At 53.4% G+C, this 26,986-nt stretch carries 21 protein-coding genes and 1 tRNA gene; 12 read left to right on the forward strand and 10 right to left on the reverse strand.

The genetic code is table 11. The features are described 5' to 3' along the window. Positions 1 to 40 precede the first annotated feature (40 nt). Entirely contained in the window at positions 41 to 835 is a 795-nt protein-coding gene (locus DTL42_RS20600) for a bestrophin family ion channel (RefSeq protein WP_114371711.1), read from the forward strand. Between the two features lie 28 nt (positions 836 to 863). Here DTL42_RS20600 and DTL42_RS20605 read toward each other — a convergent pair whose 3' ends face one another. Continuing rightward, positions 864 to 1,745, reverse strand: coding sequence for a hypothetical protein (locus tag DTL42_RS20605; RefSeq protein ID WP_114371713.1), 882 nt, complete (start codon positions 1,743 to 1,745; stop codon positions 864 to 866). 208 nt (positions 1,746 to 1,953) lie between these two features. Here DTL42_RS20605 and DTL42_RS20610 point away from each other — a divergent pair, with 208 nt between their 5' ends. Then, complete coding sequence (locus DTL42_RS20610; RefSeq protein ID WP_147274379.1) at positions 1,954 to 5,013, forward strand: PVC-type heme-binding CxxCH protein; 3,060 nt, start codon at positions 1,954 to 1,956, stop codon at positions 5,011 to 5,013. 9 nt (positions 5,014 to 5,022) lie between these two features. Here the strand turns inward: DTL42_RS20610 and DTL42_RS20615 are convergent, their stop codons facing one another. Beyond that, positions 5,023 to 5,562, reverse strand: coding sequence for a GrpB family protein (locus DTL42_RS20615; RefSeq protein WP_114371717.1), 540 nt, complete (start codon positions 5,560 to 5,562; stop codon positions 5,023 to 5,025). 174 nt (positions 5,563 to 5,736) lie between these two features. On the opposite strand from DTL42_RS20615, the gene DTL42_RS20620 reads away from it, so the two are divergent. From DTL42_RS20620 to DTL42_RS20630, 3 genes are all read left to right on the forward strand, one after another. Continuing rightward, complete coding sequence (locus DTL42_RS20620; protein WP_158545495.1) at positions 5,737 to 6,171, forward strand: DUF2752 domain-containing protein; 435 nt, start codon at positions 5,737 to 5,739, stop codon at positions 6,169 to 6,171. Between the two features lie 60 nt (positions 6,172 to 6,231). Continuing rightward, on the forward strand, positions 6,232 to 6,903 hold the full coding sequence (locus DTL42_RS20625; RefSeq protein ID WP_114371721.1) for a hypothetical protein: 672 nt from the start codon (positions 6,232 to 6,234) through the stop codon (positions 6,901 to 6,903). Positions 6,904 to 7,108: 205 nt separating this feature from the next. Next, positions 7,109 to 8,074, forward strand: coding sequence for an alpha/beta hydrolase (locus tag DTL42_RS20630; protein WP_114371724.1), 966 nt, complete (start codon positions 7,109 to 7,111; stop codon positions 8,072 to 8,074). Positions 8,075 to 8,082: 8 nt separating this feature from the next. Here the strand turns inward: DTL42_RS20630 and DTL42_RS20635 are convergent, their stop codons facing one another. The 3 genes from DTL42_RS20635 to yajC all read right to left on the reverse strand — a co-directional run bounded on the left by DTL42_RS20635 (position 8,083) and on the right by yajC (position 13,868). After that, a complete protein-coding gene (locus DTL42_RS20635) occupies positions 8,083 to 8,970 on the reverse strand; it encodes a LysM peptidoglycan-binding domain-containing protein (protein WP_114371726.1) in 888 nt (295 codons plus the stop codon). 575 nt (positions 8,971 to 9,545) lie between these two features. Next, positions 9,546 to 13,382, reverse strand: coding sequence for a protein translocase subunit SecD (secD, locus tag DTL42_RS26430; protein WP_158545496.1), 3,837 nt, complete (start codon positions 13,380 to 13,382; stop codon positions 9,546 to 9,548). A 126-nt stretch (positions 13,383 to 13,508) separates the two neighbouring features. Then, positions 13,509 to 13,868 (reverse strand): preprotein translocase subunit YajC, encoded by a 360-nt coding sequence (yajC, locus tag DTL42_RS20655; protein ID WP_114371728.1) that lies wholly within the window; start codon positions 13,866 to 13,868, stop codon positions 13,509 to 13,511. Between the two features lie 22 nt (positions 13,869 to 13,890). Here yajC and DTL42_RS26090 point away from each other — a divergent pair, with 22 nt between their 5' ends. Then, positions 13,891 to 14,112 (forward strand): hypothetical protein, encoded by a 222-nt coding sequence (locus DTL42_RS26090; protein WP_147274380.1) that lies wholly within the window; start codon positions 13,891 to 13,893, stop codon positions 14,110 to 14,112. A gap of 64 nt (positions 14,113 to 14,176) precedes the next feature. Here the strand turns inward: DTL42_RS26090 and DTL42_RS20660 are convergent, their stop codons facing one another. From DTL42_RS20660 to DTL42_RS20675, 4 genes are all read right to left on the reverse strand, one after another. Beyond that, the gene (locus DTL42_RS20660) at positions 14,177 to 15,523 is read right to left on the reverse strand and encodes a PQQ-binding-like beta-propeller repeat protein (RefSeq protein ID WP_234824287.1); all 1,347 of its coding nucleotides are present in this window, start codon (positions 15,521 to 15,523) and stop codon (positions 14,177 to 14,179) included. Between the two features lie 117 nt (positions 15,524 to 15,640). Further along, positions 15,641 to 16,786, reverse strand: a complete 1,146-nt coding sequence (gene tgt, locus DTL42_RS20665) for a tRNA guanosine(34) transglycosylase Tgt (RefSeq protein ID WP_425305530.1) — start codon at positions 16,784 to 16,786, stop codon at positions 15,641 to 15,643. A gap of 141 nt (positions 16,787 to 16,927) precedes the next feature. Beyond that, on the reverse strand, positions 16,928 to 18,259 hold the full coding sequence (locus DTL42_RS20670; protein ID WP_114371732.1) for a DNA-directed RNA polymerase subunit alpha C-terminal domain-containing protein: 1,332 nt from the start codon (positions 18,257 to 18,259) through the stop codon (positions 16,928 to 16,930). Between the two features lie 174 nt (positions 18,260 to 18,433). After that, positions 18,434 to 18,507 (reverse strand) — tRNA-Thr (locus DTL42_RS20675). A gap of 794 nt (positions 18,508 to 19,301) precedes the next feature. Here DTL42_RS20675 and DTL42_RS20680 point away from each other — a divergent pair. The 3 genes from DTL42_RS20680 (at position 19,302) to DTL42_RS20690 (ending at position 23,197) form a co-directional block, all read left to right on the forward strand. Further along, the gene (locus tag DTL42_RS20680; RefSeq protein WP_158545497.1) at positions 19,302 to 20,231 is read left to right on the forward strand and encodes a diacylglycerol/lipid kinase family protein; all 930 of its coding nucleotides are present in this window, start codon (positions 19,302 to 19,304) and stop codon (positions 20,229 to 20,231) included. 232 nt (positions 20,232 to 20,463) lie between these two features. After that, positions 20,464 to 21,288 (forward strand): 3-deoxy-8-phosphooctulonate synthase, encoded by an 825-nt coding sequence (gene kdsA, locus DTL42_RS20685; RefSeq protein ID WP_234824288.1) that lies wholly within the window; start codon positions 20,464 to 20,466, stop codon positions 21,286 to 21,288. A 10-nt stretch (positions 21,289 to 21,298) separates the two neighbouring features. Beyond that, on the forward strand, positions 21,299 to 23,197 hold the full coding sequence (locus DTL42_RS20690; RefSeq protein WP_114371736.1) for a tetratricopeptide repeat protein: 1,899 nt from the start codon (positions 21,299 to 21,301) through the stop codon (positions 23,195 to 23,197). A gap of 7 nt (positions 23,198 to 23,204) precedes the next feature. On the opposite strand, the gene DTL42_RS20695 is transcribed toward DTL42_RS20690, so the two are convergent. Then, on the reverse strand, positions 23,205 to 24,110 hold the full coding sequence (locus DTL42_RS20695) for a phosphoribosylaminoimidazolesuccinocarboxamide synthase (protein ID WP_261341605.1): 906 nt from the start codon (positions 24,108 to 24,110) through the stop codon (positions 23,205 to 23,207). Positions 24,111 to 24,493: 383 nt separating this feature from the next. On the opposite strand from DTL42_RS20695, the gene DTL42_RS20700 reads away from it, so the two are divergent. The 3 genes from DTL42_RS20700 to DTL42_RS26615 form a co-directional block, all read left to right on the forward strand. Then, positions 24,494 to 25,858 carry a beta-galactosidase gene (locus DTL42_RS20700; RefSeq protein WP_158545498.1) on the forward strand — a complete coding sequence of 455 codons (1,365 nt, stop codon included), beginning with the start codon at positions 24,494 to 24,496 and terminating at the stop codon, positions 25,856 to 25,858. A gap of 105 nt (positions 25,859 to 25,963) precedes the next feature. Continuing rightward, positions 25,964 to 26,167, forward strand: a complete 204-nt coding sequence (locus DTL42_RS20705) for a hypothetical protein (protein WP_114371740.1) — start codon at positions 25,964 to 25,966, stop codon at positions 26,165 to 26,167. A gap of 235 nt (positions 26,168 to 26,402) precedes the next feature. Beyond that, positions 26,403 to 26,986 (forward strand): hypothetical protein (locus DTL42_RS26615; protein ID WP_199590188.1); only part of this gene is annotated, 584 nt, incomplete at its 3' end.

Below are 26,986 nucleotides of genomic sequence, written 5' to 3' on the forward strand. Positions count from 1 at the left end.
GAGCCTTGTTCTCCACTTCATTGCGACGTAAAACGATCTGATGTATCGACGACTTCTGCTCTGGCTTATTCTCTTAGCATGCTACAGCGTGGCCGCAATCGCCATCACTCAGCAGTTCGAGCTGCCACGTTGGGACTGGGAAGACGAACTTACCACGGCACTCGGTGTCTCGATCGGCGTGCTGCTTGTCTTTCGAAATCGCTCGGCCTACGAGCGCTGGTGGGAAGCTCGCCAGCAATGGGGAAAGCTAATCAACGAGTCGCGAAATCTCTCCGTAAAAGTAGCGGCGTTTGCTGAAATCGCCCCCAGAGACCGGGAGATTATGGCGGAACTCCTGATTGCATTCCCGAACGCGTTACGCATGCACCTACGTGGTCAGCGCGATCCGCTACCTAGCATAGAGGCGTTGTTCCCCGAAATCGCCAACGCCGAACATCGGCCGGGTTATATCTCGCTCCAAATTTTTAAGTTGTTGAACAAATGGAATCGAGACAACAGCCTCTTCGCCTCTATTCGCATCTTAGAACGCCAAGCAAACGGCTTGCTGGATGTGTGTGGTGCTTGCGAACGCATCCGCAATACGCCTATGGTTCCCAGCTACCGCTTTATGGCCTGGTTCAGTGTGCTGCTCTACTGTCTTGCCGCCCCCTGGCCGCTCGGCATGAACTTTGAATGGTATGCTTTACCGATTATCTTGCTCTCCAATAGCTTTCTCGTAGCCATGGAGATGGTCGCCGAGACGATCGAAGACCCATTTGGCCTCGAACACGATGACCTACGGCTCGAAAACTATTGTAAGGGAATTGAAGCGTTCGTACGGGAAATGCTTGGGTAACGTTACAGCAAACCGACTTACGGAACTCTTAGATCTTAAGATTCTTCGACAGCATTTTGGCCTGGGCTTCGGTTAGCGGCTTCCAGTCAATTTCGACGTGAGGTAATTCGGCTTTTAGTTTTTCGATATCCGTAGCAGAGACATCTACTTGGGAGATAATAATCTTTTTGAGCTTGGGTAAACTCTTTAATTGAGCAAGTCCATCGTAATCGAGGCGAGCTTCGGTCAGTTCTACCACTTCCAGCGAAGGCATCTTCGCCAAGAGAGCGAGGGTTTTGTTATCAAAACTGGCTGGTGTTTTTTTTCCCCAATTCGGTAAACGCTGGCCGAGACGGATTGTTTTCAGATTTTCAAGCTTCGTCAAATACTCGAGCTCGGCCGAAGTCTCGGTATTATGCCACTCTCGAAACAATTCCAACTGCGTGATTTGGCTAATCGCAGCAAAAGCTTCATTCCCAGCTGTTGCACCGGCGAAGGTCAACTGTGTTAATCGGGGATGGTCTTTTAAATGAGCAAGCCCCTTGCCGGTAAACGTTACCTGTTCGCGAGACGGATGAAAGAGGGAAAGTTTTTTCAGCTTCGGAAACGCTAAGAAACCGCGGTATCCCTCGTCTGTTAGCTCTGAGCCGTTGATTAAAATGTATTCCAAATCTTTCAACCCGGAAAGCATTTTCAATTGCTCGTCGTTTAGTTGCTTTCCGCTAAACGAAATCGATTTTAAACCAGATAACTTACCGATGAGTTCGTACTCGGAATTCGTGTAGCCGTCGCAAAAGACCTGCAACTCGTCGATGAGACCATTGTGTCGCACGACTTTGATATTGATCTTTTCCAACTCGGCAACATTCGGTTCTTCTGCCAACAGTAGCCCAGGGATGAGCAGCAGCACGAAAAAGATAAGTGACTTCATATTATTGGTTCCTTGAGGTGTGTTCCCTGATTGTAGTTGAACAACACCAGCCTGTCTTCTCGCTATGCGGCAAGGCGACTTTCTCATCCATTGCGATCCTAGATATCTCGAATTATCACGAAAAAGACTGGCCTGCTGCTTGAGCTTGCATTAGAAATACGGGGAATCGCCATCCTCGCATCCCTCCTCGCCGTTCCTATTGCCTGCCATGTTTCGCTTCTGCTCAATTCAATCGTTTGTCCTGCTCGCGTTGTCGCTGTTTGCTTCGCTTAGCTTTGCCGAAGAGCCCAACACGAAACAGCGATCTCTTGATGCCGCCCAGAACGAAGCCGTTCGCGAGCACATTCGCAACTTTGACGGACGAGGCGAGACCGGAGACTTCTCTATTGCTGCTAAATCTCCTGCCGAAGCGGAACAGGAATTTATCACCCCAGAGGATGTCACCGTGAAGGTAGCCCTGGCCGAACCAGATGTACGTCAGCCGGTTTGTATAAACTTCGACGAACGAGGACGCATGTGGGTTGTTCAGTACCTGCAATATCCATTTCCTGCTGGCTTGAAGATTGTGAAGTATGACGAACATCTCCGAGCCGTGTTCGACAAAGTCCCGCCAGCACCGCCGAATCATGATCTCGGTGCCGATAAGATCACCATCCATGAAGACACCAACGGTGATGGTACCTTCGACACGCAGAAGACTTTCGTCGATGGATTAAACATCGCCACCAGTGCGTTGCCAGGCCAAGGGGGCGTGTGGATTTTGAACCCACCCTATCTCCTCTTCTATCCCGATGCCGATCTCGATGATATCCCCGATGGTGATCCCGAAGTTCATCTTTCCGGATTTGGCTTGGAAGACACCCATGCCGTCGCCAACAGCTTGACTTGGGGCCCCGATGGCTGGTTGTATGGAGCCCAAGGAAGCACCTGCTGGGCAACGATCAACGTGCTAAAGAATCCTTCTCACTTACCGGTTCATTTCAAAGGGCAGGGCATCTGGCGTTACCATCCATGTACGCATCAGTTCGAGATCTTTGCAGAAGGAGGCGGCAACACGTTTGCCGTCGAGTTCGACGAAAAGGGGCGTATCTATTCCGGACATAACGGAGGCAACACACGTGGGTTTCATTATGTTCAAGGAGGCTACTACCAAAAAAGCTGGGGCAAGCATGGCGCACTAACCAACCCACATGCTTATGGTTTCTTTCCACAAATGAAACACGCCGCCGTCGAACGTTTTAGCCACACGCTTATCAAATACGAAAGCGATGCACTACCTTCACGGTATCAGCATCGCCTGATCGCTCCGGTACCGCTGCACAACTATGTCGCCGTGTCCAAAGTGTTACCAGACGGTTCGACCTTTCAAACCGAAGACGAATTCCACGTGCTGCAGACCGACGATGTTTGGTTCCGTCCGGTCGATATTAAATCAGGCCCTGATGGCTGCGTTTACATTGCCGACTGGTGCGATACCCGCCTCACCCATGTCGATCCACGCGATACCTGGGATCGTCAACGTGGTCGCATCTGGCGAATTCAACCGAACAGCTATCCCCAGCATACGCCGGTTGATCTAAGCAAACTTTCAACCGATCAATTGATTTCTACTCTGGCCAGTCCCAATAAGTTAACTCGGCAACTTGCTCAGCGCATGCTCCGCGAACATGGCGACTCCGAGGCTGCCGATGCGTTGATCGACCAACTAGCCACAACCGAGGGGCAACTCGCCCTGGAGTATCTATGGGCGATCGATGCGTTCAAACGCTATGAGCAACGGGCCGCAGAGATTGCCCTGAGCCATTCCGATCCTTACGTGCGAATGTGGGGAGTTCGGCTCTTGTCGCCAAGCCTCGTCACTGTCAACGCGGCACAGCTAGTCGAACTCGCCCAAAAAGAAGCCCACCTGGAAGTCGCCAGCCAACTTGCTTCGACAGCCAAACGCATCCCTGGTCCAATCGGATTAGAGATTGCCCTAAAACTGGCCCAGCGAGACGAATTGGCCAACGATCCCCATATCCCGCTACTAACGTGGTGGGCAATCGAAGCCCATGCCGATGACTCTTCCCTCGACATCGATTCGGTCGTCCGATCACTGGAATCAACAAAGATTGGCAGCCAAATCATCCTCCCCAGGTTCGCCCAACGCTTGGCTGCCGAGCCGACCGATGTCAACCTAAAACGCCTGGCCCTTATGCTGGAAGTTGCCCAGCAAGACACGTTGCGTCAAGCGATGCTCACCTCGATCGATACCGCGTTTAGTGGTCGCAAGATCGAACGCATGCCAGACGAACTACGAACTGCCATCGTGGCTGTGGCCGCTGGCAACTCTTCGTCACAACTGGCACTGCTGGTACGTGCTGGTCAAAAAGAAGCCGAAGCCCAAGCAATTACGCTGATAGAAAATGAGAAAACAAGACTCGATCAACGCTTGAAGTTGATTCAGTTGTTAGGCCAGGTCGGCTCCACCGAAGCTCGCGATGCCCTACTTCGAGTCGCCACCTCGGCAGCACCAGATACGATTCGCGTAGCGGCGATTGGTGGGCTCGGTTCGTTCCCATCCCCAGCGATTGCCCAGCAACTCGTGGTTCGCTATCCCCACGAACCCACCACGGTGCAAGCCGCCATTATCGAACTCTCCACCGCCAGAGCCACCGCTGCGCTTCACCTGCTGGAAGCGGTCGATGCTGGCACAATTCCCCGCACGGCGGTCTCGGTCGATCTGCTTGAAAACCTGAAGCTACATGGCGACAAAACATTAAACGAGCGTATCAGCAAGATCTGGGGGACGACCCGGGCCACGCCTGCCCAATTGGCCGCTGAGTTATCGCAAACCGCGACCATTCTCAAAACCGGATCTGGCAACGCGAAGCATGGCTTCGAGCTATTTAAGCAGCGGTGTGCCAACTGTCACAAGCTGCACGGCGAAGGGGCGAGCATCGGGCCAGAGCTTACCGGTTACGAACGCACCAACCTCGATTTCATGCTTCTCTCAATCGTCGATCCAAGTGCTGCCATCCGAGAAGAATACACCAACTATCGCGTGCTAACGGTCGATGGCCGAGTAATCTCTGGCTTTCTGAAGAACCAAGATGAAAAAACCATTACGCTGCAAAACGCCGAAAATCCCGCGTTGGTAATTCCACGCGAAGAGATCGAAGCTGGCCCCGTAGCCATCGAGAAATCGCTCATGCCCGATCGTGTGTTAGAAGGCCTAACCGCCACTCAAATTCGTGACCTGTTTGCTTACCTACAAAGCAACAAGTAACGCAGCCCACTAAACGGCATCGCTTTGATTGCCGACATACCAAGCCACCGCTTTCCGTTCGTGCTCGACCACAAACGCCTGCTTACCTTCGCAGTATTTATCGTTGTCGTTATCGCATGCCGCAGCGCACTGCTGTTTTAGCTGGGCATACTGCAGGGCCACGCTGGGATGGGCGACCAGATAATCTCGAAAAGCGAGATGCCGCAGCACATCTGGCGAGCCCTGCACAAACGCATGGACATGATGCGTTCGTTGTACGAGCCCGCGCAAGTAGAATCGGCGTCCAGCAATCCCCAACTCGCCACGCGGCGTATAACCGAGCTGCTGCATCGCGATCTCTTTTGCATCAAGCGCAGCAAGATCGGTAACTTCCAGCAGAATATCGATGACCGGTTTCGCCGCCAGAGCCGGAACGGCCGTACTGCCAATGTGGTGCGCAAGCACGAGCACATCCCCCAGAACCTCCGCTAGCCGCGAGGATTCGATTTGATAGGCGAACCACCAATTGGGATCGGACGGAACGACTTCAATAATTCGGTGCGATGTCATAGCACATTTTTAACAAGAAAAATCAACTGCTGAAGCAGTCTTGCCTTCCACGCGAGCCAGCCAGCATCCTTTTCGACAGCAAAATACGATGATAGCATCGAAGCCATGAATCTTGCCTTGCTTGATTTTTTGGTTTTCGGTATCGTTCGCGCCCGATTGAAGAGCAATTCTGCCATGAGTGATGTTACGCCACCTCGACGACTTCGCTGGTACGAGCGAATCTTGCTGGGGACTGGCGGCCTGATCTTGGCCGTTTTGCTGGCAACAGCCGCCTGGCTCACCCCCAGCGTGCGTGGCGTGGGAACCCATCAACAACTTGGGTTGCCTCCTTGTACGATGGTGCTGCTGACCGGCATGCGATGTCCTTCATGCGGGATGACGACCAGTTGGTCCTACCTGATGAAGGGAAACGTGCTTGAATCAGCAAGGGCGAACTCAGCTGGCTGTTTGATAGGACTGATCGCGTTGGTTATTTCCCCCTGGTTTTTAAGTTCCGCCGTTATGGGACGCATGACCATGCGGGTTCCCAGCGATGCCGTGCTGATCACGATAACGTTGTTCGTGGTCGCCGTCACGCTGCTCGATTGGCTCTATCGAATCAACATTTGAAAAATAACGGCCTGAAATGAATTCGGGCCATCGACAATTCACCACGGATGGATCGAGTCCATGAACCACGGCCGCTATCGAATTTCGCCACAGTCGTTTTCTGGCATCCTGCCACTGCTTCTGTTGTGCTTGTTGCTGCTGGGTAACAGTGGCTGTGTTGGCCTACTGGCAGCACTATTATCTCGTGGCGATTACCAACCGGCGAAGTTCGACGGGCTTTCTGAAAAGAAAGTCGCCGTGCTATGTGTTGCTGGGCCTTCCTTCTATTCAGAAACTTCCACCTCGCGTCGTCTAGCAGAACAGGTCGAGGGGCTGATCGTCGCTCATATCGAAGACGTGTCGGTCATATCGCAACAAAAAATCGATGACTGGAAAGACCGCAGCGGCTGGGATAACGTCGACTACCGCGAAGCAGGCAAGGCCCTCGGAGCGGATATGGTGATCGCGATCGACTTGGTTCGCTTCGAGATCCAGCCCAACCCTGGCGTCTACAAAGGAACCGCCGAGTTCATCGTTAACGTTTACGATATTAACAACGACGGCAAAGTGGTCTTTCGCGACACCCCTAAGGCAATCGAATTCCCAACCAATGGCCTTATATCGAGCCTTGGCAACGAACGGGAGTTTCGCAGTTCGTTCATGCAGCTTATCTCACACCGCATTGCTCGAAATTTCTATAAGTACAATGTCAACGAAGACTTGATGCTCGACGAGACCTTTATTTCCAACTAAGGTTTCCGAGGCCTTATCCCAGCGGGCCCCCTTTTAGAGGCCCGCTTTTTTTATGTTTAGTTTTCACGATCGCCTTAAGCACAAACGCGGAAAAGTTGACCCGCTTGAAAACAGCGTCTACCATTTAGTAAAGTCAAATCCTGACTTACGTTACGCCGCTGAGGCGAGATTCTCTTCCCCACTACCTCCAATCAATCCGGCCAAGATGCGTTTGCTTAAATTATCGCTGATCGTCGCTTTGTGCGCTTTACTGGCTTGGGATACGACTGCTGTCCAAGCTCAACCGCCGGCAGCCCAAAAACCAGCCCCTAAACCAACCGGGCCTCGCAAAGAGATTCCTCCTCCGGAAGCGATTTCGCTGACGACCAAAGACGGTGTCGTTATCCACGCCACTTACTATGGAAGCACCGAAGGCAAGAAGGCGATCCCCGTGGTCATGCTGCCTGGCTGGGAACGAAGCCAGAATGACTTAACCGGACTCGCCAAAATTATGCAGAAAGAAGGCCTGGCCGTGGTCACGGTCGATTTACGAGGCCACGGAGCCAGCAAATCGGTCCAAGGGCCTAATGGTCAAGTGACCGAAATCGACCTCGACCGAATCCGGGCCAGTGATTTCGAGACATTTGTCTCGCAAGACCTGGAAGCTGTGAAGAGCTTTTTGATGGAGGAAAACAACAAAGGAAACCTCAACATCGAGATGCTAACCATCATCGGTTGCGATTACAGCGCGATTGCCGCTCTGAATTTCGCCGCCCGCGATTGGAGTTGGCCAACGCTCCCCACACTGAAACAAGGACAAGATGTGAAAGGCCTGGTGCTGATTTCTCCACCACGGACCTTCAAAGGCTTTAACGCCAATCAGGCACTCAAAATGCCGGTCCTGCAGAACGAACTGTCGATTATGATCATCGTCGGTGAAGCAAATCGCACCGATCTGACAGACGGAAAGCGAATGTTTAACTCGCTAGAAAAGTTTCGCCAAAAGCAAATGGAGAATCCCTCTGATCGGACCGTCTTCTTTGCCACTAAGCCCAACGATCTTTCGGGAACGGCTCTGCTGGCCGATCCCCGTTCGAACTGCTTGAAAGATATTCTCTTCTTTACCAAGAGCCATTTAGCCGAACTGCAAGCCAACGACCCTTGGCACGACCGTTCGACGCCTTTGAAATAGGCGAGTTATCAATAACTTTGAGGCGGCGCGAGCGTTGTCCAAGGCTGATTTCCGCCTGGCAACCGCTCGCCAACTGTCCTGATCGGTTTCATTTGAGTCATCGGTCGAAGCTCTGGAGAGGTGGCTTCTGCATGAGCCACCCTCCCAGAAGGAATCGTCAGCTTAACGCCAATTGGCAGCAGGTCAGGCGAATCTAACTGAGCTTGATTGGCTTGATAGATCGCATCGGCCAAGAGCGGATCGCCGAGATACTTCTCGGCGATCGACTCCAAGCTATCTCCATCACGCACGCGGTGCTCCCGCGTTATCGCCGAACCGCTATTGCTGGTGCCGTGATTCGGCGGGGCAATACGGGGCAGGGGAGTGAACTGCTGCTGCACTTGCGTCTCGGGCAGCTCTGGCCTCATTACTTGCCGCGTAGTAATCACCGGCGAAGTTACCGTTGGTGGCAGCGGCTGAGCTGAGCCAGGAATCTCGATCGGAACAACGGCCCGGCTGGCCATGCCTGGGGAATCTAACGCTTCCACACGCGTTGCCAAGCTTACGCTGCCGACCTGATTGATCGGCACGTCGGACAAAATCGGTTGCGCCGGGCCAAGCCCAGAACGCTCGTTTGCGACCGACAAGGTGGGAATCTGGGCCGGATTGTCGAGCCCCATGGCCGTATTACTACGCGGGGTCAACGTTACGACATCGGGACGAGAGACTTGCTGGTCCCAATACTGTTGAGCATCGAATCTCGGTTCGACCTGCTCAGTTTGCACCGCATTGTTAGCGGCTGTTGCTTCAGGCGTTGCCTGAGCGGGAGCGGTCCATGCCGACCAATACGGCATGGCTGACCCAAGCCCGATCACTCCTAGTGCGGCCAAGGTCAGAAGTTTGGAATCGCCATTCATATTGCGTACCGTCGTCTGGGGGAGTCACGTGTACGCAGTCCATTGCTTTACTTTTCGAAGACCATCCTGATACTTCGGTACATCGACACTAGCTAGCGTCGGACTCTTGATTTTTAAGAACGCATTGCCACGTTTTTCGCCTGTCGCAGGCACGAATATAAGCAACACGCACGTCAGGCAAACCTTACGCTGGAAGACTTTTCTGCCCAGGAAAAACGTAGCGAAATTGACAAACAAACAGCTTGCCGATCCCCAGAGCTTCTATCGTTGAAGAGCAGCATGAGCAGCTTCCTTGAGACAAGCACATTTAGGCAACCGTCGCCCAGTTCAGAAAGCTCACTGCTACGTGATAAAACGCTCTAGCTTCGCTTGGTTTCGCCAAGAACATTTCCCACTCAACTTAGCCAAGCGAAGCCAGAGTCGACTCGCGGTCAGCAATCAATCGAATAACTTATTCAATACGCGATGCTTGCGCAGCCCAGTTCGTGCTCGTCCGAGAAGTTAGCGCACAAAAAAAGAAGACGGCACCAAACGGTACCGTCTTCGTAAACTTTAACGATTAGCGAAGCAGGGCGTTATGCCTTGGCTTTGCTCTGCTCGCGATTCATCAACCACAGCAGCACCGGGCAGGCGATGAAGATCGTGCTGTAAGTACCAGCGATCACACCCACCACAAGCGAGAAGGAAAAGCTATGAATCCCTTCGCCGCCGATGAAGTACAAAATGGCAACCACAATCAACGTGGTAAGCGACGTCAACAACGTCCGTCCCAAAGTCTGGTTGATGCTTAGGTTAACCATTTCTGGCGTGAGGTGCGGGTCTTTGCCGCGGACTTCGCGAATACGGTCAAAGATCACGATCGTATCGTTGAGCGAATAACCGATGATCGTCAAAAACGCCGCCACAACCGGCAGGCTAATCTTGAATTCGGTAATCTGCAGGAAGCCGAACGCAGGGGCCAACCACAAGCTCAACGCAATCGCCCCGAGCGTGACCAACACGTCGTGAATCAACGCCACGACCGCTGCCACACCGAAGGCCACGCTTTGAAAGCGGAACCAAATGTAACCGACAATTCCGATCAAGCAGAACAGAATTGCCGAGACAGCCATGGTCTGCATGTCACCGGCAACCTTGCTACCGATCTTACTCGAAGAAGGCCAAACAGGGGTCGAGTCAAGCTTCAAGCTGACTTGCTCTAAGATCTTCTCGGAATCCGCCGGTGACGTCGAAAGCTTCATTGCCCACTTCTTCTGACTCACCCGGCTATCGGCAGGCAACAGATTGCCTTCACTATCCAACAAAGCCACTTCAGGCTGAGGCATCGCCAAATCATCTGCAGCGAATTCGATCAGAGTTCGCACGGTATCAGCACTGATTCCTTCATCGAAGGACAACTCCGTTTCCGTTGGGAAACGAGGTTTCTCTTCTGATTCGACTTCAACATTGAACATGCTTTCGGTGCCAGAAATCGGCATCTGAGCCGCAGGAACTTCAGTAGCAGGAACCTGAGTCATTGGCGTTTCCGCCATCGGTTCTGCAGGCTTTTCGTCCGCAGGCTTTTCGTCCGCAGGCTTTTCGTCCGCAGGCTTTTCGTCCGCAGGCTTTTCGTCCGCAGGCTTTTCGTCCGCAGGCTTTTCGTCCGCAGGCTTTGGCTCGGCTGGAGCTTCTTCCGCCGGTGCTTCATCAGCCGGCTTGGCTTCTTCCATGGGCTTCTCAGGCGTTTCTTCGTCTTGCAGCAACAAGCCATCGATGGCGACTTGCCAAGGCAGCATGGCAAACAAACTCGAAGATGCCGGAGCAAAGAGGGATTGCTCGCTTCCTTCCGGAGCAGCGGGCTTCTCTTCGGCTGCTGGCTTGGACTCTCCCTGCGGAGCGTCGGTAGCCGTGGAAGGGGTGGCTGTCTGAGCTTCTTTGGAAAGCGAGAAGTCCATATTGTGCATCACCAACAAGCTCTCGCCGTTGGGGCCCGTAAAGACCTCTTTAATCCGATCCTGCACCACATCGACACCTGCCGGGATCATACCGGTGTTGTATCGCAATGCGTCGGTGCTGAAATTCATTCTCAGATTGCTGGCCGTATTGGTTTTGTCGTCGGCGTTCTTCACCGACATTTCACCCTCAGGCGAGTTCGTGGCGTCGGTGAATTCAATGCCGTCGGTATCTGCATTCGGGCCTACAGCAATGCCGACATCCGCAGCATCCAACGCCTCGATGATCTGATTCAACGAGTTGATACCCGTCAGATCGACTTCGGCTGACTTACCTTTTCGGTCGGTCATTACCACTTTGCCAAGCTCGCCGTATTCGGCCAGCGAGGTATCGACCTTGTAGATCCGGTCTTCCGCACCTTCCAGGGTAACGGCACTCACCGTAAGGTCTGGCAAGACATCCGTCAGCTTGCTACGAACTTCCGAAATCGGCATCGCTTCCGCCAAGTAAATCTGAACTGAGGAGCCACCGTTGAAATCGATATCGAAAATCGACTTACCACGAGCCCCCACGCCGATCAGACCGACCAGAATCACGATCAACGAAACAATCCCGGCAACCTTTTGCTTACCGATAAAGTCGTAACCGATACTCGAAGCGGCCGGCATGAAGTTCAACGTTTTGATCAAACGTTTCCGTTCGAGAATATCGAAGAAACCTCGCGAGACATAAATCGCGGTGAACATACTCATCAAAATACCAATGAACAACGTAACCGCGAATCCGCGAATCTGATCGGTACCGATTCGGTACAACACCACGGCGGTAATAAGCGTCGTGATATTGGCATCGACAATCGTCGACATAGCCTTCGAGAAACCGTTATTCAAAGCAACCTTCAACGAAGCGCCACTTTTGAGCTCTTCGCGAATACGCTCGAAAATCAGCACGTTGGCATCCACGGACATACCGACCGTCAACACCAAACCGGCTATACCAGGCAAGGTGAGATCCGCAAACGGGATTAGCACGGCCATGATCAACACCAGGTTGAACAGCAGCGCAAAGCAGGCAATCAGGCCAGCCACACGATAGTAGATAACCATAAAGACCAGCACCGCAATCAACGAAATCGTGATTGCTACAGCACCTTTACGGACCGTATCGTCACCCAGGGTGGCACTGATGGTTTGTTCGCTGATCGGTTCTTTTCGCAGCACCACCGGCAATTTACCAGCACGTAGCACTTGAGCCAGGTCGGATGCCTCTTGCTGCGTGAAATCGCCGGTAATGATACCGCTATCGGTGATCACAGCATTAATTCGCGGAGCCGAGATGAGGACGTTGTCCATCACAATCCCCAGCTTACGCGGAATATTCGGTTCGGTGAGGTTGTTTTGCGACAGGTGCCCCATTCGCCGGGTACCGTCAACGTTAAAGCTAAACGCAATCGCCGGCGACCCATTCGAGTTATCACGCGTAACCGACGCACTGCTTAAGTGGCTACCGCCCAGTTGGAATTCCGGCGGTTCGACCTTCATCAACGTTTCCAGCATTTGGCCAGGACCACCGCCACGCACCATGTGGCGGCTGCCGTTGATCATCGGTGTCAGGTCGGTTGCATTGGGGTTGTAGTCACCCACAATTCCCAAGGCTTGGTCTTTTTCGACACGTACCCAACGACCAATCCGATTGCCTTCGCGATCGGTGACATAAACCGTACCTAATTGCGATTCATCTTGAGCCCGCGTCATCAGGTATTCGTGGTCCTGGCTGTTGGCCAAGATCATAAAATCGAGCACACCCGCTTTAGTAATACGGCGTTTGATCGAATCGAGATCTGCCGACTCGGCCAGCGGAATCTGCACTTCCACCTGATTTTCGCCGTAGGGACGGATAACGACTTCGGAAACACCCGACGGATTGATACGCTTCTGCAACTGCTGAATCAGCTGAGCCGTACCTTCCTTTAGGCGGGCCGCATTGGTCTGCCCCAGGGCAGAGGTATCGCCAGCAGCAGCGGCATTGGTCGTCAGAAGATCCAAACTGGCCTCTTCGTCGACTTCATAGATCAGAATGATCCCACCTTGCAGGTCGATCCCTAATCGAGGCGGCCACAACAGCACGCAAATCGCAACGCTGAACACCAAACTGGCCATGGTGATTCCCAGACGTTGTCCCAAATCAGGCAGGCGAATTGCTTTCGCAATCCAGACCCCCAAGAAATAGGGGAGGACAATCGCCAGAGCGATCACCAACAAAACGTTGAGGGTTTGGTTACCTTCGGAAGCTGGTGCTTCAACTGGAGTGACTTCGATCGTGGGGCCAGCCACATCGCCGGAAGGCACCGATTGTGCCATCGCGGTCGAGCCTAGCCACGAACTTCCGCCAGCATCCAGCCCGAAATCGACGCCCGGCAACAAGGTGACCGTTAGCGTCAGCACGAGCATGACAGCAAAAATCGTGCAACTCTTCTGCATTGCGTGTCTCCACGCCTTAGAACTACGTGTCCTGAGGCAAGTGTGAATATTGGAAAGTGGTATCGTCCCTGATCTATTCCATGGCTTGTCGGTCTTGTCCGGGGAGGGACAATTGAGCCGGGGAAATTAAGATTCGGCGTTATCGCTCGCTTTGCCTTCTTTGGAAAGCACACCGGCGATCGCTCGCATACGAACCCGCATCTCCGTGCCCGACCTATCATCCAGGCGAAGCACGACCTCTTGTTGGTCCTTCTTCACGCTGACCACGGTGGCAATGATCCCTCCGATCGTCTCCACCCGGTCATTCTTTTTGATCCCTTCGAGCATTTGTTTGGCTTCGGCAGCCTTTTTCTGCTCAGGCCGAATCAGCATGAAGTAACCCAGCACCAGGATCACAACGATGGGCAGGAAATTTAAAGGGTTGGAAAAAAAACCGTCGCCGTTTTGAGCCAAGATGTAAACCGGCCATGCCGTCAAATGATTCATTTCCGCCGACGCTTCCTACCGTTTGCCTAGTTCCCCCGCTGTATCCCGACGCAATACCGCCCAGCATGGCTGCTATCAAGCCGCCAAGCTACCGCAGACGCAAGGTCAGAATCACCCAGAGAATGGACCTGTTTCGTACCGTCCACAAGGTGACAGCACATGGAAACCGATCATGATAAGAGTTTCGTTCTATACCGGCAATAGCGGCCAATCTGGCAAGAAACAACGAAAGGCGATCGATTAGACCGCCTCATCGCTATTTAAAAGGGATAAAACCGCCCCTTCTTACCTAACCTCTCTCGCCACAACTAGTTGGCCTGAAGGTCTACTGCCACCAGTTCTTTATCGTTGCGAAAGTAGCCGGTCTTGTTGGCAAACGCTGGGTGCGACCAAACCACGCCACGCCCAAAGGCCTCGCTAGTCGGCTCTAGCACGTGATAGCGTCCCAACGACTCAAAGCCATCTCGCGTGAGCTTTGCCACTAACAGATCGCCTTCCTCACTGAAAATAAAATAGCGTTCGGAATCACCAATCCGAGTGAGAAAGCAAGTTCCATGCTTGATGAATCGCGTAACCTCGGGCCGAGTCGCTTCGAAGGTGGTCCACAGCCGATCGCCGTTCTGGGCATCGACCGCCACCAAGATGCCAACATTGCAATCGCTGCCATAAACCACGCCATCGACAAATAGTGGGGTAGAAGTTCCACTGTAAACAGCATTCTTCGGCTTCCCTCGCCACAACTCTTTGGCAGCTGGCTTTTCTTCATCAAGCTCTATCATGACCGATTCGGTATGAATCCCACTGGCATACAACTTATTGCCATCAAACATGGGGCGAGCGATGGCCATCTCGTACGCTGGCGTCAGCCCGATCTCCCAATAAACCTTGCCGTCTTCTGGGTTTAGCGAAACCACACCTTCCGGCTGATAGACAATCAATTGCTTGGTTTTGCCAGCCTCAATCACCGACGGCGGGGCGTAGCCCATTTTGCAATCAAGTGCTTTCCAGACGATCTCGCCATTCTTTTTATTGAAAGCGACCACTCCTTGCCCCTCGCCACCGACCATCGTGATTAGCAGATCGCCGTATACCAGCGGATGCGATGCGCAACCCCAGATCGGAATTTCCGCCCCGAAATCATCTTTTAAGCTCCGGCGCCAAGCTAGATCGCCCGTTTCGGCGTCGAGGCAAATCAAATCCCCTTCGGCACCCAGCATATAAACTAAGCCATCGTCGACCGTGGGCGTGCAGCGAGGGCCCACGGCGTACGAAATCTCGTAAGGACGCTCGTAGGCGTATTCCCATAGCGGCTCGCCGGTCTTCTCGTCGAAAGCCAGGATCCGCTCCTTACCTAGCCGCTGTTGCCGTGTGCCAGGGTCGTTGTTGATTTGGTTCGTCTTGGCCACAAAGTCCGTGACGAAGACGCGTCCTCCAGCTACGGCTGGCCCGGAATAGCCCCCAGCGATCGGCACACGCCATTTCACCTTCAGCCCCTGCTCGGGAATCGACTGGATGGTACCTGCCTCTCGGTAGACATCATCTCGCTGAGGCCCCATCCACTGCGGCCAATCGTCGGCCAGCGCAGAGGAAACACCCCCACACGCCGCCACCACGAGCAAAGCGAACAGAAATCGTACGAAAGAAGGCAAAGGCATTGCTTTTTCCTTGGCTTGAGCTGGCGAGGACCTAAACGCGTCGCGATTCTCTTTAGAGGCCAAGCCTCCGAGGAAGGATTCAAGAACTTTGGCAAACTTTCCGGAATCGTAAACGTTTTACGAACCAGAAGCCCAACCCTTCATCTTTTCTTCATAAAACGCCACGAATCGTCCCTCTTCGATCGCCTGACGAGCTTCGCGCATCAATCGCTGGTAGTACGCCACGTTATGTAGCGACAGCAAAATCGGCCCCAGCATTTCCTTGGCCATAAACAGATGCCGCAAATAAGCCCGGCTAAGCCCCGCAACCTGAGGAGCCGACTTCGAATCTAACGGAGACGGATCGCGTTGATACTTGGCATTTCGCAGACGGACGGTGCCTTCGTCGGTGAAGGCCAGGGCGTTGCGACCATTGCGTGTGGGCATAACACAGTCGAACAAATCGACCCCCCGGCGAATCCCCTCCAGCAAGTCTTCTGGTCGCCCGACGCCCATTAGATACCGCGGCTTATCGGCCGGCAGAGCAGGGCAGGTCGCGTCCAGAATCCGATACATCTCTGGCGGCGGCTCTCCCACACTAAGCCCACCCATGGCGTAGCCAGGGAAGTTCAACGCCCCTAATCGCTCGGCACACTCGACCCGCATGTTTTCGTCGAGCCCACCTTGAACAATCGCGAACTGAGCCTGATCCTTTCGCGTGGCGGCAGCCTGACACCGCTCGGCCCAGCGAATCGAGCGGTCCATTGCCTCACGAATTACTTGCGGCTCGTTCGGTAGTTCGACGACGTGGTCTAGCACCATAGCGATATCGCTACCGAGGTTCTCTTGGATTTCGATACTGCGCTCGGGCGAGAGGTGAATCTTGCGGCCATCGATGTGCGATTGAAAGATGGCCTCCTTCTCGGTGATCTTCCGCATTTGGGCCAAGCTGAAGATCTGAAAACCGCCACTGTCGGTGAGGATCGGCCCATCCCACCCCATGAACTTATGCAGCCCGCCTAGCTCGGCAACGACGTCATCCCCTGGCCGAAGCGACAAATGGTAGGTATTGCCCAAGATCATCTCGGCGCCGGTTTGCCGGACCATCCCGATTTCGAGCCCTTTGACCGTTCCTTGCGTGCCGACCGGCATGAACGCTGGCGTTTGCACGGTTCCGTGCGGGGTGACGAACTCGCCCCGGCGGGCTGCCGTTGTGGAATCTTGCTGCTTCAGTTGATAGCGAAACCAATCAGCCTCGGCTGTTTTTGCAGTTGAATCGCTCAAAGTGTCTTGATGCTCCATGAAAAAACCCACACGGCTTGCCGCATGGGTTTATGATTGCAAGGCCTGACTGGCAGGCCAGAATGCGGTATCATCTCGTTCGATTCTTCCCAAGCTGTTGCCAGGGAAACCGCACCAAACTGCTTAGTCGCCGCGTAGCTTTAGATTGTAGGAAGTCAGCTTCTCGCGAACTTCGTTCAAGCTGGTCACACCAAAGTTCTTGCATTCCAGCAATTCATCGCCGGTGCGGCGGACCAGTTCGCCAATGGTCGAAATTCCCAAGCGAACCATGCACTTGCGGGCACGAACCGACAGGCTAAGCTCGGCAATCGGACGATCGAGCAAGGCTTGCTCGTCAGCCGACAAGCCGGAAGTATCGTAAGTAACCTCGGGAGCGGCCTGCTTTTCGTTGGCCATCTGCCCCAGTTCCAAGCCTTTGGAACGCAGCATGTCCCGGATTTCAATAAGCGAGGTCTCGCCAAAGTTCTTACTGGCCAGCAATTCCTGCTCCGAGCAGCGGCAGAGGTCGCCCAGGGTCATAATGCCCATTTTCTGCAAGCAGTTGCGGCTGCGAACCGACAACTCGAAATCGGTAACCGGAATGCTGAGCACCTGCGACATGCGGTCGCGTTTCTTTTGCTCTTCTTCGTCGTAGAACATGTCGCCCGAAGCTTGGGCATCTTTCATGTACATACGAGCCCGCTTGTCATTTGGATAAGAATCCAAAACACGCTGGTAGCAATGGGTCGCTCGGTCGTATTCGCCACGATCTTCGTGCAGCAGTCCCAGGTTCAACAGGGCACCGACATGCGTCGGGAAGACAGCAGCAGCATTCTGATAAAGCTGCAACGCCTGCACGTCATTTCCGCGGCGATCGTTTTCTAAAGCCAAGCCAAACAAAGCCCCGGCATGCCCCGGATCAGCTTCGACGGCTCGCTCGTACAACGCAACAACTTCAGCTGGATTTCCGCCCAACGAAGCAATCGTCGCACCACGTTGATAGAGGTAATTCGCAGTCGATTCCACAGGGCCGAACATGTTGTCGAGCATCGCCAGGGCTTCTTCCGACTTACCCTTGCTTCTCAGCGATTCGATCATGCCCAACTGGCAATCGTCGCGGTTGTAGCCAGCGGTTTGAGCCGATTGAAAGGCTTCGATCGCCTTATCGTACTCTTGCATGGCATAGTAGCTGCGGCCCAGGTAAAAGTGAGCCAAAGCTCCACCATCGGCAGCCGAAAGCGTAGCAACGGCACGACCATGGTACCCCATGATAAACAGACAAACGCCCAAGCGAACATTCGTCGCCGGCGAGCGTTCTTCCGACTGGCCTTCCAGTTCAGAAACGCTATCTCGCAGCGTCGAATAGGCGTTGTAATCGCGTCCGACCGTCCGCAAGATCTGGCGAATCTCCTCTGGTCCAAAGGACGAATTCGTAAGAACAACGCTCTTCAAATCGAAATCGATTCCTTGAATCATCTACCGGGCTCCAAACGTTTGCTGTCGAATCCCAAGTGCGAAAGCTCGGGGGGAGAAAAATAGGGTAACCTGGGCCATTCCGTTTAGGGCCTGCCAACAATCTTTTCGATAATCATCCGAAAAAAATGTCCTCAAGCAGACCTATTACCCCTTCGCATCCGGGAAAGGAAGAAGAGCCAGCGACGAGAGTCGAACTCGTAACCCCAGCATTACGAATGCTGTGCTCTGCCAATTGAAGCTACGCTGGCTTATTCGCAAGCTGCGAATCAAAACGCTCCAAGATACAGAAGCTCTTGGATGGCGTCAACTTACCATACCTTCTGATTTTAGGAAGCAGGGTAAGTTTCAAGGTTTTATGGACCCACAAGCGGAAAAAGCCTATCGGCCAACTGGTGGTTCGCGAAGAAGGTTATCGTGCGAGGCGAATCACACCCATGAGAAATTCTGGCTTAACCAAGAAAAAATCGAGGGACCGCTGTCGTACCAACCCGCGTTGGAGAAGCTGAATCGTCAGGGGCAAGGCAAACCACCCAGCTTAAGTTCGACAGCGGCCCCACGGGCCAGCTTACCGACTCCTCCGAGGAGCCGATGCCCAATTAACAGCAATCGGCAGGCCAAAGACAACAAAAAAACAAACGCCAAACACAAACCGTTACAATCAAAACACTTACAACAAAGTCTCATTTTGATTCATCAACTTCCACCTGTTAAAAAGCTCCCGGCGTGTCGTATGATGCCACAAACGAATGATACACTCCCCCTTGCAGTACTATTTTCTCGGCAAAAAAACCTAACACTGCGTCTTGGATCGAGATCACACATCGTATCCAATTAAATCACAACACCTTACGACGATTCAACGATGATTCATTTTGAGACATTCGCCTAAGCAGAGCTCCTCAATGCTCAATCTGTCTCAATTTGAGCTATAGGGAGCCCTAAACCAGATCTAGGCTTTCTTTCAGACAGAGGCCCGATACGATGGGGAGCTTCGGAGTTTACTCAACGCGTATAGGGACGAATCCCTGAAGGCAATATTACGGTGATCTCTACCGATACTCGCCCGCAAACTTCGCTCGGTTCGGCTTGGCTCTTTATCAACCGAATCGCCGGCGGCTGTGACAAGTCGCACCAACATGCTCAGCTTCGTGCTTTGCTTGAAAAGCTGGGCATTGAGATGCGCGAGCTAAACTCCCCCCAGCAACTCTCAGCGCAGTGGCACGACGATTCAATCACACGACCTGATTTCATTATTTCAGTCGGCGGGGATGGCACGGCAGCCATGATCGCAGGGCTAACCGCTGGCCAAGTTCCGATCGCGATCTATCCCGCTGGTACCGAGAACGTTCTGGCCAAGTATCTGCAGATTCCTACCGATTTCGACGCCTTTGCCGCGATGCTAACGCAACGGCAAGTTCGCCATTTCGACGCCGGCAAGTGTGGCGAACGGACCTTTATGTTGATGCTTTCGGCAGGGTTTGAAGCGGAAGTGGTCCATCAGGTACATGCCCAACGTGATGGACACCTTTCGAAATTCAACTACGTTTTGCCAACCTTTGGGCTCATGCGGAGCTATGCGTACCCCAAGATAGAACTCGATATCGAGCTAGAAGACGGCACACGCACCCAAACGATTGGCTATTGGGTGTTCGTTTTCAACTTTCCGCGGTATGCCCTTGGGCTGGAGTTAACCCCGAATGCCCGCCCTGACGACGGTTTGCTTGATGTTTGTGTTTTGACCCAAAAAGGATTCTGGGCAACAAATACCTACATTTGCTCGCTTCTCTCTGGCAACCTCTCGACTCGGAGTGATACCACCTACTACCGAGCTCGCTCACTTAAAATCCACTGCGATGAGGGAGCTCTTCCGCTTCAGACCGACGGTGATCCGGCCGGTTTTACGGATGTGACCGTCTCAGTCCAGCCTGGCTACCTACCGCTGATTGTTCCGGCCACCAAGAAGCCAGGATAAAGCCGTGCCCAGGAGACGACTTCTCGGGTGGGCATTTACCCGAAGTCTTGTCACAATAGGACTTACCGCTAGATTCGGTTTGCCTGTCTGTGCGATTTGATCCAAGCCGGGCACCCCGTAAGAATCAAGTGCGAGTACACTGGGCCTTTGCCTGGCTGTTCGTACCAGCGTGTTTTCCAGCCACACTGACCAAGCCACCAAAAACAAAGCTTCCATAGCGAACGAGATCGCCGTGAATTCCTCTGCTCCATCACAAACAGCATTCAGCTTGAACCAAGCCGGGCATCTGCTGCTCATCGCTGGACCTTGTGTCTTGGAAACGCGGGATCTTGCCTTTCAAATCGCCGAGCAGCTTTGCCAGATCGCTCAACGCCACCCGATTCAGCTTGTTTTCAAGGCTTCGTTCGATAAAGCGAACCGTACTAGCATTCATTCGTACAGAGGAATAGGGCTCGAAGAAGGCCTGAAGTTGTTGGCAGCCGTCCGCAGCGAATTTGGCATTCCGGTCACGACCGACGTTCATGAATCGTGCCAAGCGGCCCCTGTTGGCGAAGTGTGCGATATCCTGCAAATCCCCGCGTTCCTGGCGAGACAAACCGATTTGCTGGTCGCGGCCGCTGCCACCGGCAAGGCCGTGAACGTGAAAAAGGGGCAGTTCATGGCTCCTGGGGACATGAAGCACGTCGTCGAGAAGCTTAAAGAAGCCGAGGCCAGCCAAACCCTGCTTACCGAGCGGGGCACCTTCTTCGGCTATGGCCGCTTGGTAAATGACATGCGCGCCCTAATCGAAATGCGTTCGCTAGGTGTGCCGGTTGTTTTCGACGCGACTCATAGTGTCCAAGAGCCAGGCGGCCTGGGCAGTCAAACCGGTGGCAATCGGGCGATGGTTGCTCCGTTGGCCAAAGCGGCTGCGGCGGTTGGCATCGACGGCCTATTCCTTGAAACTCATCCTAATCCTGATCAATCCCCCAGCGATGGCCCGAACATGATCCCCCTGGCCGAACTGGAATCCCTCATAGACCGCGTTTTGGCCGTTCGCACGGCCGCCCTAGGTTAAGCGAATCCTAATGAGCTGCACGCATCGACTTGCCATTCCTATCCTGCTGGCCGTGACGTTTCTAGCTGGATGCTCCGACACACCACGCAAGCACCGCACGATCGCCGATACCCAGGCCGACCTGGCCACCGATCCGGGTAGCGCCAAGCAATTTGTCGACACCGCATTTACATTCATCAAAGACCTCGACCTCTACACCAGGCAAGCGCCTGGGGGTGCTGTTCAAGAGAAGGTTTTCGAGGATCTCAATCGCTGGTTCATCGCGCAGCCCAAAGATCCGCAGTGGCAGCCAGATCCGCTGATCGCTGAACTGCCAGAATCGATCCAGGCGATGCCGCGTCTGCAAGATCTAGCCAGTCGCCCCTTCCTACCAGCCCCTCGCGCGCAGGCGGAAATCACTTACCGAGGAAGCGAATACGACTACATCTTGAGCAGTTATTGGGAGAAGGCCATTTCCAACGGAATTAAGCAGCGTTGGGACGATGGCCAATTAACCTTACCGCCCCAATTAGCTCGCTTTATGAAGGCACAAGAGAACCACACACTGACCGAATCGGAAGCCGAACAGTTATCACTCGCCTACTTACTGTTCGACTGGACCGTGCGGAATATCCAACCGGTACGCGAAGAAGAAATCGTGCGCGAAACCTTCGAGCCTGGCACGAGCCGCGACGTTTGGCGTGTCCTGCAAGTGATGCAAGGTGATGCCCTCGAACGTGCTCGCGTTTTCATTCACTTGTGCCGTCAGCAAGACCTCGATGCCGTTGTCGTTCAGTTTGGCGAAAAGGATCCCGTGACTCAGGTCGTGGGGGTGCATGTCGGCAAGCATCTGTACTTGTTCGATACGGCCTATGGTCTCCCGATTGCAACGAGCGATGGCACCGGAATTCAAACTTTGACGCAGTTGGTTGAACATCCGGAAGACTTGCAAGCGATGGCCTCGAAAAACTACAAGTATCCAGTCACGCCTGAAAAACTGAAGCATGTGACCCTCTTAGTCGAAGCCCCCTCGACCTCATTGACACAAGCCACAGACATGCTCGAACAAACCTTAACAGGCGAAGAGAAGCTGAACCTGCATGTTCGACCAAGCCTGATTAAAGATCGCCTGAAAGAGATGCCAGGCGTCACCGACGTTAAGCTCTGGGAGGCTCCTTTCGAGTCGGAACAATCGATCGCCAAATGGCTTTCTCAGCCTGAGTTGGCCGCAGAATTTCGGAACGAGCGCCGCTTGTACGACTTCCCTGGTGGAATCTCGCTGGCGCGAACGCTGCAGTTGATGAACCGTTTCAACGACGAACCACAACGTCCTGGCGCACGAAGTATCTTGCTGGAAACACGCTTGATGTCCCACGACCTTCGTAATGCGAGCATCACTGAAAAGACTGAGATGCTTAAAGCCATGGGGATCGACTTCGGCCAAGATACGCAAGCCCGCGATGCTTACCTTGCCCACATGCAGCAAAACGCAAACCTGTGGCGTGAGATGGCCAGTTTTAATCTGGGTGTCATTGCCTTAGACGAAAGAGAATACCGCTCATCCCTCGACTTCTTCGAGAAACGGACACTCGAACCCTATCCCGAATCGAAATACAAGTCGGCCGTCTTCTATGGGATTGGACGCAGCTACGAAGCATTATCGAAAGAAGAAGACGCCGATGCTTCGCTGGCCGACAAGGCAATTCAGTTCTACACCAATGACGATGACGTTCTTTCGCCGTACCGTCGTGGTAATGCCCTGCGAGCCCAGCGGCTGGCCCCTCCGGAAGATCAACCCGAAGCCACGTCGGAATCCGAAACTCCGCAGCCGCAACCCAACGCGGCGGAAAACAATCCACCAGAAACCACCGAGCCAAGCCAAGAGGCAACCGAAACGTCTGCCGATTCCGCCGACAACTCACCCAGCTAGGCGGCTCTTACCAGGCGAACTTGCGACCGGTGATTCGCTCGAACGCTTCGATATACTTGCCGCGTGTTTTTTGGACGATTTCATCCGGCAACATCGGCGGCTCGCTGTTCTTATCCCATCCGCTTTGCTCAAGCCAATCGCGGACGAACTGCTTGTCGAACGACGGAGGACTTATCCCTTCGGCGTACTGATCTTGAGGCCAAAACCGAGAACTATCAGGCGTCAGCACTTCGTCGATCAGAATCACTTCGCCGTCGACCACGCCCCACTCGAACTTGGTATCGGCAATGATGATGCCATGTTGTAGGGCTCGCTCAGCCCCGGCTTGGTACACGGCCAAGCTGCGTTCTCGCAAAAGGTCGGCCATTTCCTGCCCCACGATTTCCACCATGCGGGCAAACGGAATATTCTCGTCGTGCCCGGATTCTGCCTTGGTGGCTGGCGTGAAGATTGGCTCTGGTAAGCGTGATGCCTGATTCAGTCCTGCCGGCAGCTTAATTCCACAGACCGTTTGGCTTTGCTGATACTCTTTCCAGCCAGAGCCCGCCAGATAACCCCGGACCACGCATTCAATCGGCACCACTTCCGTCTTACGGGCCAAGGTCGAACGTCCCTCAAGCTGAGACAGATCGACGTCGCCGTTCAGCTTCATCTGGGCCACATCCGTGGTGATCAGGTGATTTGGCACATCTAGCGTCTCGAACCAAAACTGGCTCATCTGCGTTAGAACGCGCCCTTTATCCGGAATTTGCGATGGCAAAATATAGTCGAAAGCACTGATGCGGTCGGAAGCCACCAACAAGACCTGGCTGCCCAAGTCGTACACATCGCGAACTTTGCCCTGCCGGACCGGGTAATTTAGCCCCATGCTTTTACTAACTTGAGAAATGGCAAATTGGCGGAAAATAAACACCACCAAGTCCCGAATAGACTCAAAGTAGTGCGACAAATGGCATTTTGCCACACGTTTTGCCCATGCAAAAGGCCCGCCCAGACGTCTGCCGTTACAGGTGTTTTAGGTGACATACCCCAGCAAATGAAGTTTATTGGTGGTTCATCCGGGCGCAAGGGACGATTAGAATGCATACTGCACGTGCTATCATCATGGGACAGCTTCTTGAATTTCGCAGCATGTGGGGGCCTGTCGTACCGAAGTGAGCCGCTGATTTGCCAAAATTGACGTTTCGAATTTCGCCTGAACTTACTATTTCGGACACTGACTGCCGTATTATGCATGCGGTCGGCTGTGATCGGCTGGTTCGCTGTACGTTTATCAAGCGGGCAGGCAATCGCTTGGTGCTTGAAGTACTTGAATCGGATGGGGTCAAAATCAAAGTTCCTTACCGCACAGCAACCCGAACTCCTATCTTGCTTTCGACTTGCAGCTTGCGGATCGATAATAAGGCTCCCTACGATCTGCTGCTAGAGTTAGCTCGCGGAACCCTTTTTCGTTTTCGTACGCTTTGCAATGCGTGTCTTGATGCCGACCTCGACTTGCTCGACCTTACGCTGGCTCTGCTAAGAGACGCGACAGACAACTTCGCCCGGGCAGCGGTTACCAAAGACCACCCCGAAGACGCCGACAAGTTGGCCCTGAAAAGCCTAGGCGATGCGTTGGAAGGGATATCCCAACTCGAACACGTCTACTCCGCAGCCTCGCATTTAGCCATTAAGAAGCAAGGGCAGCAACGGGCTTTTCTGCGTGGGATGGCCTTAAACGAACCGATGTCGCCCGACATCAAATCGCTTTTGACGGCTCCATTAAACGCCGCCCTCGTTGAACCCAACTGGAAACATTGCGAGCCAGAAATCGGCCACCACGATTGGCAACAGGTCGACCAAACGCTCGAATCGATTCGCCAGGAGGGGCTTTCCACAATTCTGGGACCGTTGTTCAGCCTCGATCGTTTCACCACACCAGACTGGCTTTATTTGTGGGAAAATGATTTTGCAGAGTTGCTCAACGCCGTTCAACGTTATGCGGTTGAATTAGTCCAGCACTTTCGTAACCGAGTTGATCTTTGGTACTGCGCAGCGGGGCTGAACGATCAAACCGCCGTTGCCATGAAAGAAGAGCAACGACTGCAGCTTTTAATCCATATCATTCATTCCCTGCGCAGCACAGGACTTCGAGCTCCGCTGCTGGTCAGTTTCGCCAAACCTTGGGGCGAATACATGACCAGTCGAGACCGGGAATTAGCTCCGATTCACTTTGCTGAGGAACTTGTCCGAGCGCGGGTTGGCATTACCGGCATCGGTCTAGAGTTTAACTTCGGCGAACATACACCGGCCACTTACTATCGAGGCTATTTCGATGTCGAAGACCTGCTCGACTATTGGAGCCTGTTAGGCGTGCCGTTATTTGTTACCTTATCAGCTCCTAGCTCGTGGCGACCGGATCCCGAAGCCATTTACGACGCCAACCGCCAGGAAGAGCCGCTAGAACGGATTAGCCGACGAACTCAGCGAGAACTGGTGGAACACATTTTGCCAGCGATTCTGACCCATCCTCAGGTGCAAGGTGTGTTCTGGACCCAGGTTTCCGACGCCCAACCCCACCGTTTTCCGCATGCCGGACTACTTGATCCGCGCGGGCGGCCTAAATCCTCTGTGACCAAGATGACCGAAATTATCCGGACCTACTTCCCCGAAAATATTTAGAAAACGTTAATCAGGCGAGTTTTGTGAGGCCACAGTAGTACCTACAATGTGGGTTATGGCCTCCGCGCCGAAAGTTACGTAAGACCCCTTGGAGTTACTATTATTATGTCGATGACGAAATGGCTGTTTTCCGCTTGTTTGCTTTTGGGTTTGACCGTTGTTACGGTTGGTTGCGATAGCAAGACCGCTGAAACCCCTAAAGCTGACGATTCCGCTCCTGAAGTTGAAATGGGCAGCGAAGAAGGTAAGCCTGCTGCTGAAAAGCCAGCTGAAGGCGATGCTCACTCGGAAGCCAAGCCGGCTGAATAATTGAGCCAGCATTTTCCAACGTATGGAAGCACCCGGATTCATTCTGGGTGCTTTTTTCATGCGCGGTAGGGATTTGCGAATAATTCTCTCCCAACTTGATTCTTCTTACGCTACTGGTCAAACTAGAAATCCTTACCCAAACCCCCAAGCTTCGAGTTTCGGACAGGGTGGTCCCGCAGTTGTGCTCCTCGATTACCAGTAGCTCGCCTGTGTACTAACCCTGGGAGCCTTACCCATGATGCTGCTTCGCACCTTTCTCGCTATTCTTCTGGCTACCGTGCTGCTCTCTGCGCCTGGCTTAGCAAGCGACAAGCCAAATACCTCTCCCGATCAGCAGACAGAAAAGCTGGATAAGAGCAAAGAAGCCAAGCAAAAGAACAATAACGCCAAGAAGAACGAAGGCAAAAAGAAGAAAGACAAGTCCCAACAAGAGGGCAAGTCAAAAAAGAAAGATAAGAAGAAAGACGACAAAGGCAAACCCACCAAAGAAAAAAAGCCCAAGTCCTCCAAAGACCAGCCAACCCCAGCTAAAAAGCCGAAGCCTGAACCCAAACCAGAACCAAAGTCTGAACCCAAACCAGAACCAAAGTCTGAACCCAAACCAGAACCAAAGTCTGAACCCAAACCAGAACCAAAGTCTGAACCCAAACCAGAACCGAAGTCTGAGTCCAAACCAGAACCGAAGTCTGAGTCCACACCAGAACCGAAGTCTGAGTCCACACCAGAACCGAAGTCTGAGTCCAAACCAGAACCGAAGTCTGAGTCCAAACCAGAACCGAAGTCTGAGTCCAAACCAGAACCGAAGTCTGAGTCCAAACC

The organism is Bremerella cremea (genome assembly GCF_003335505.1).
In the GTDB taxonomy this organism is placed as follows: domain Bacteria; phylum Planctomycetota; class Planctomycetia; order Pirellulales; family Pirellulaceae; genus Bremerella; species Bremerella cremea_A.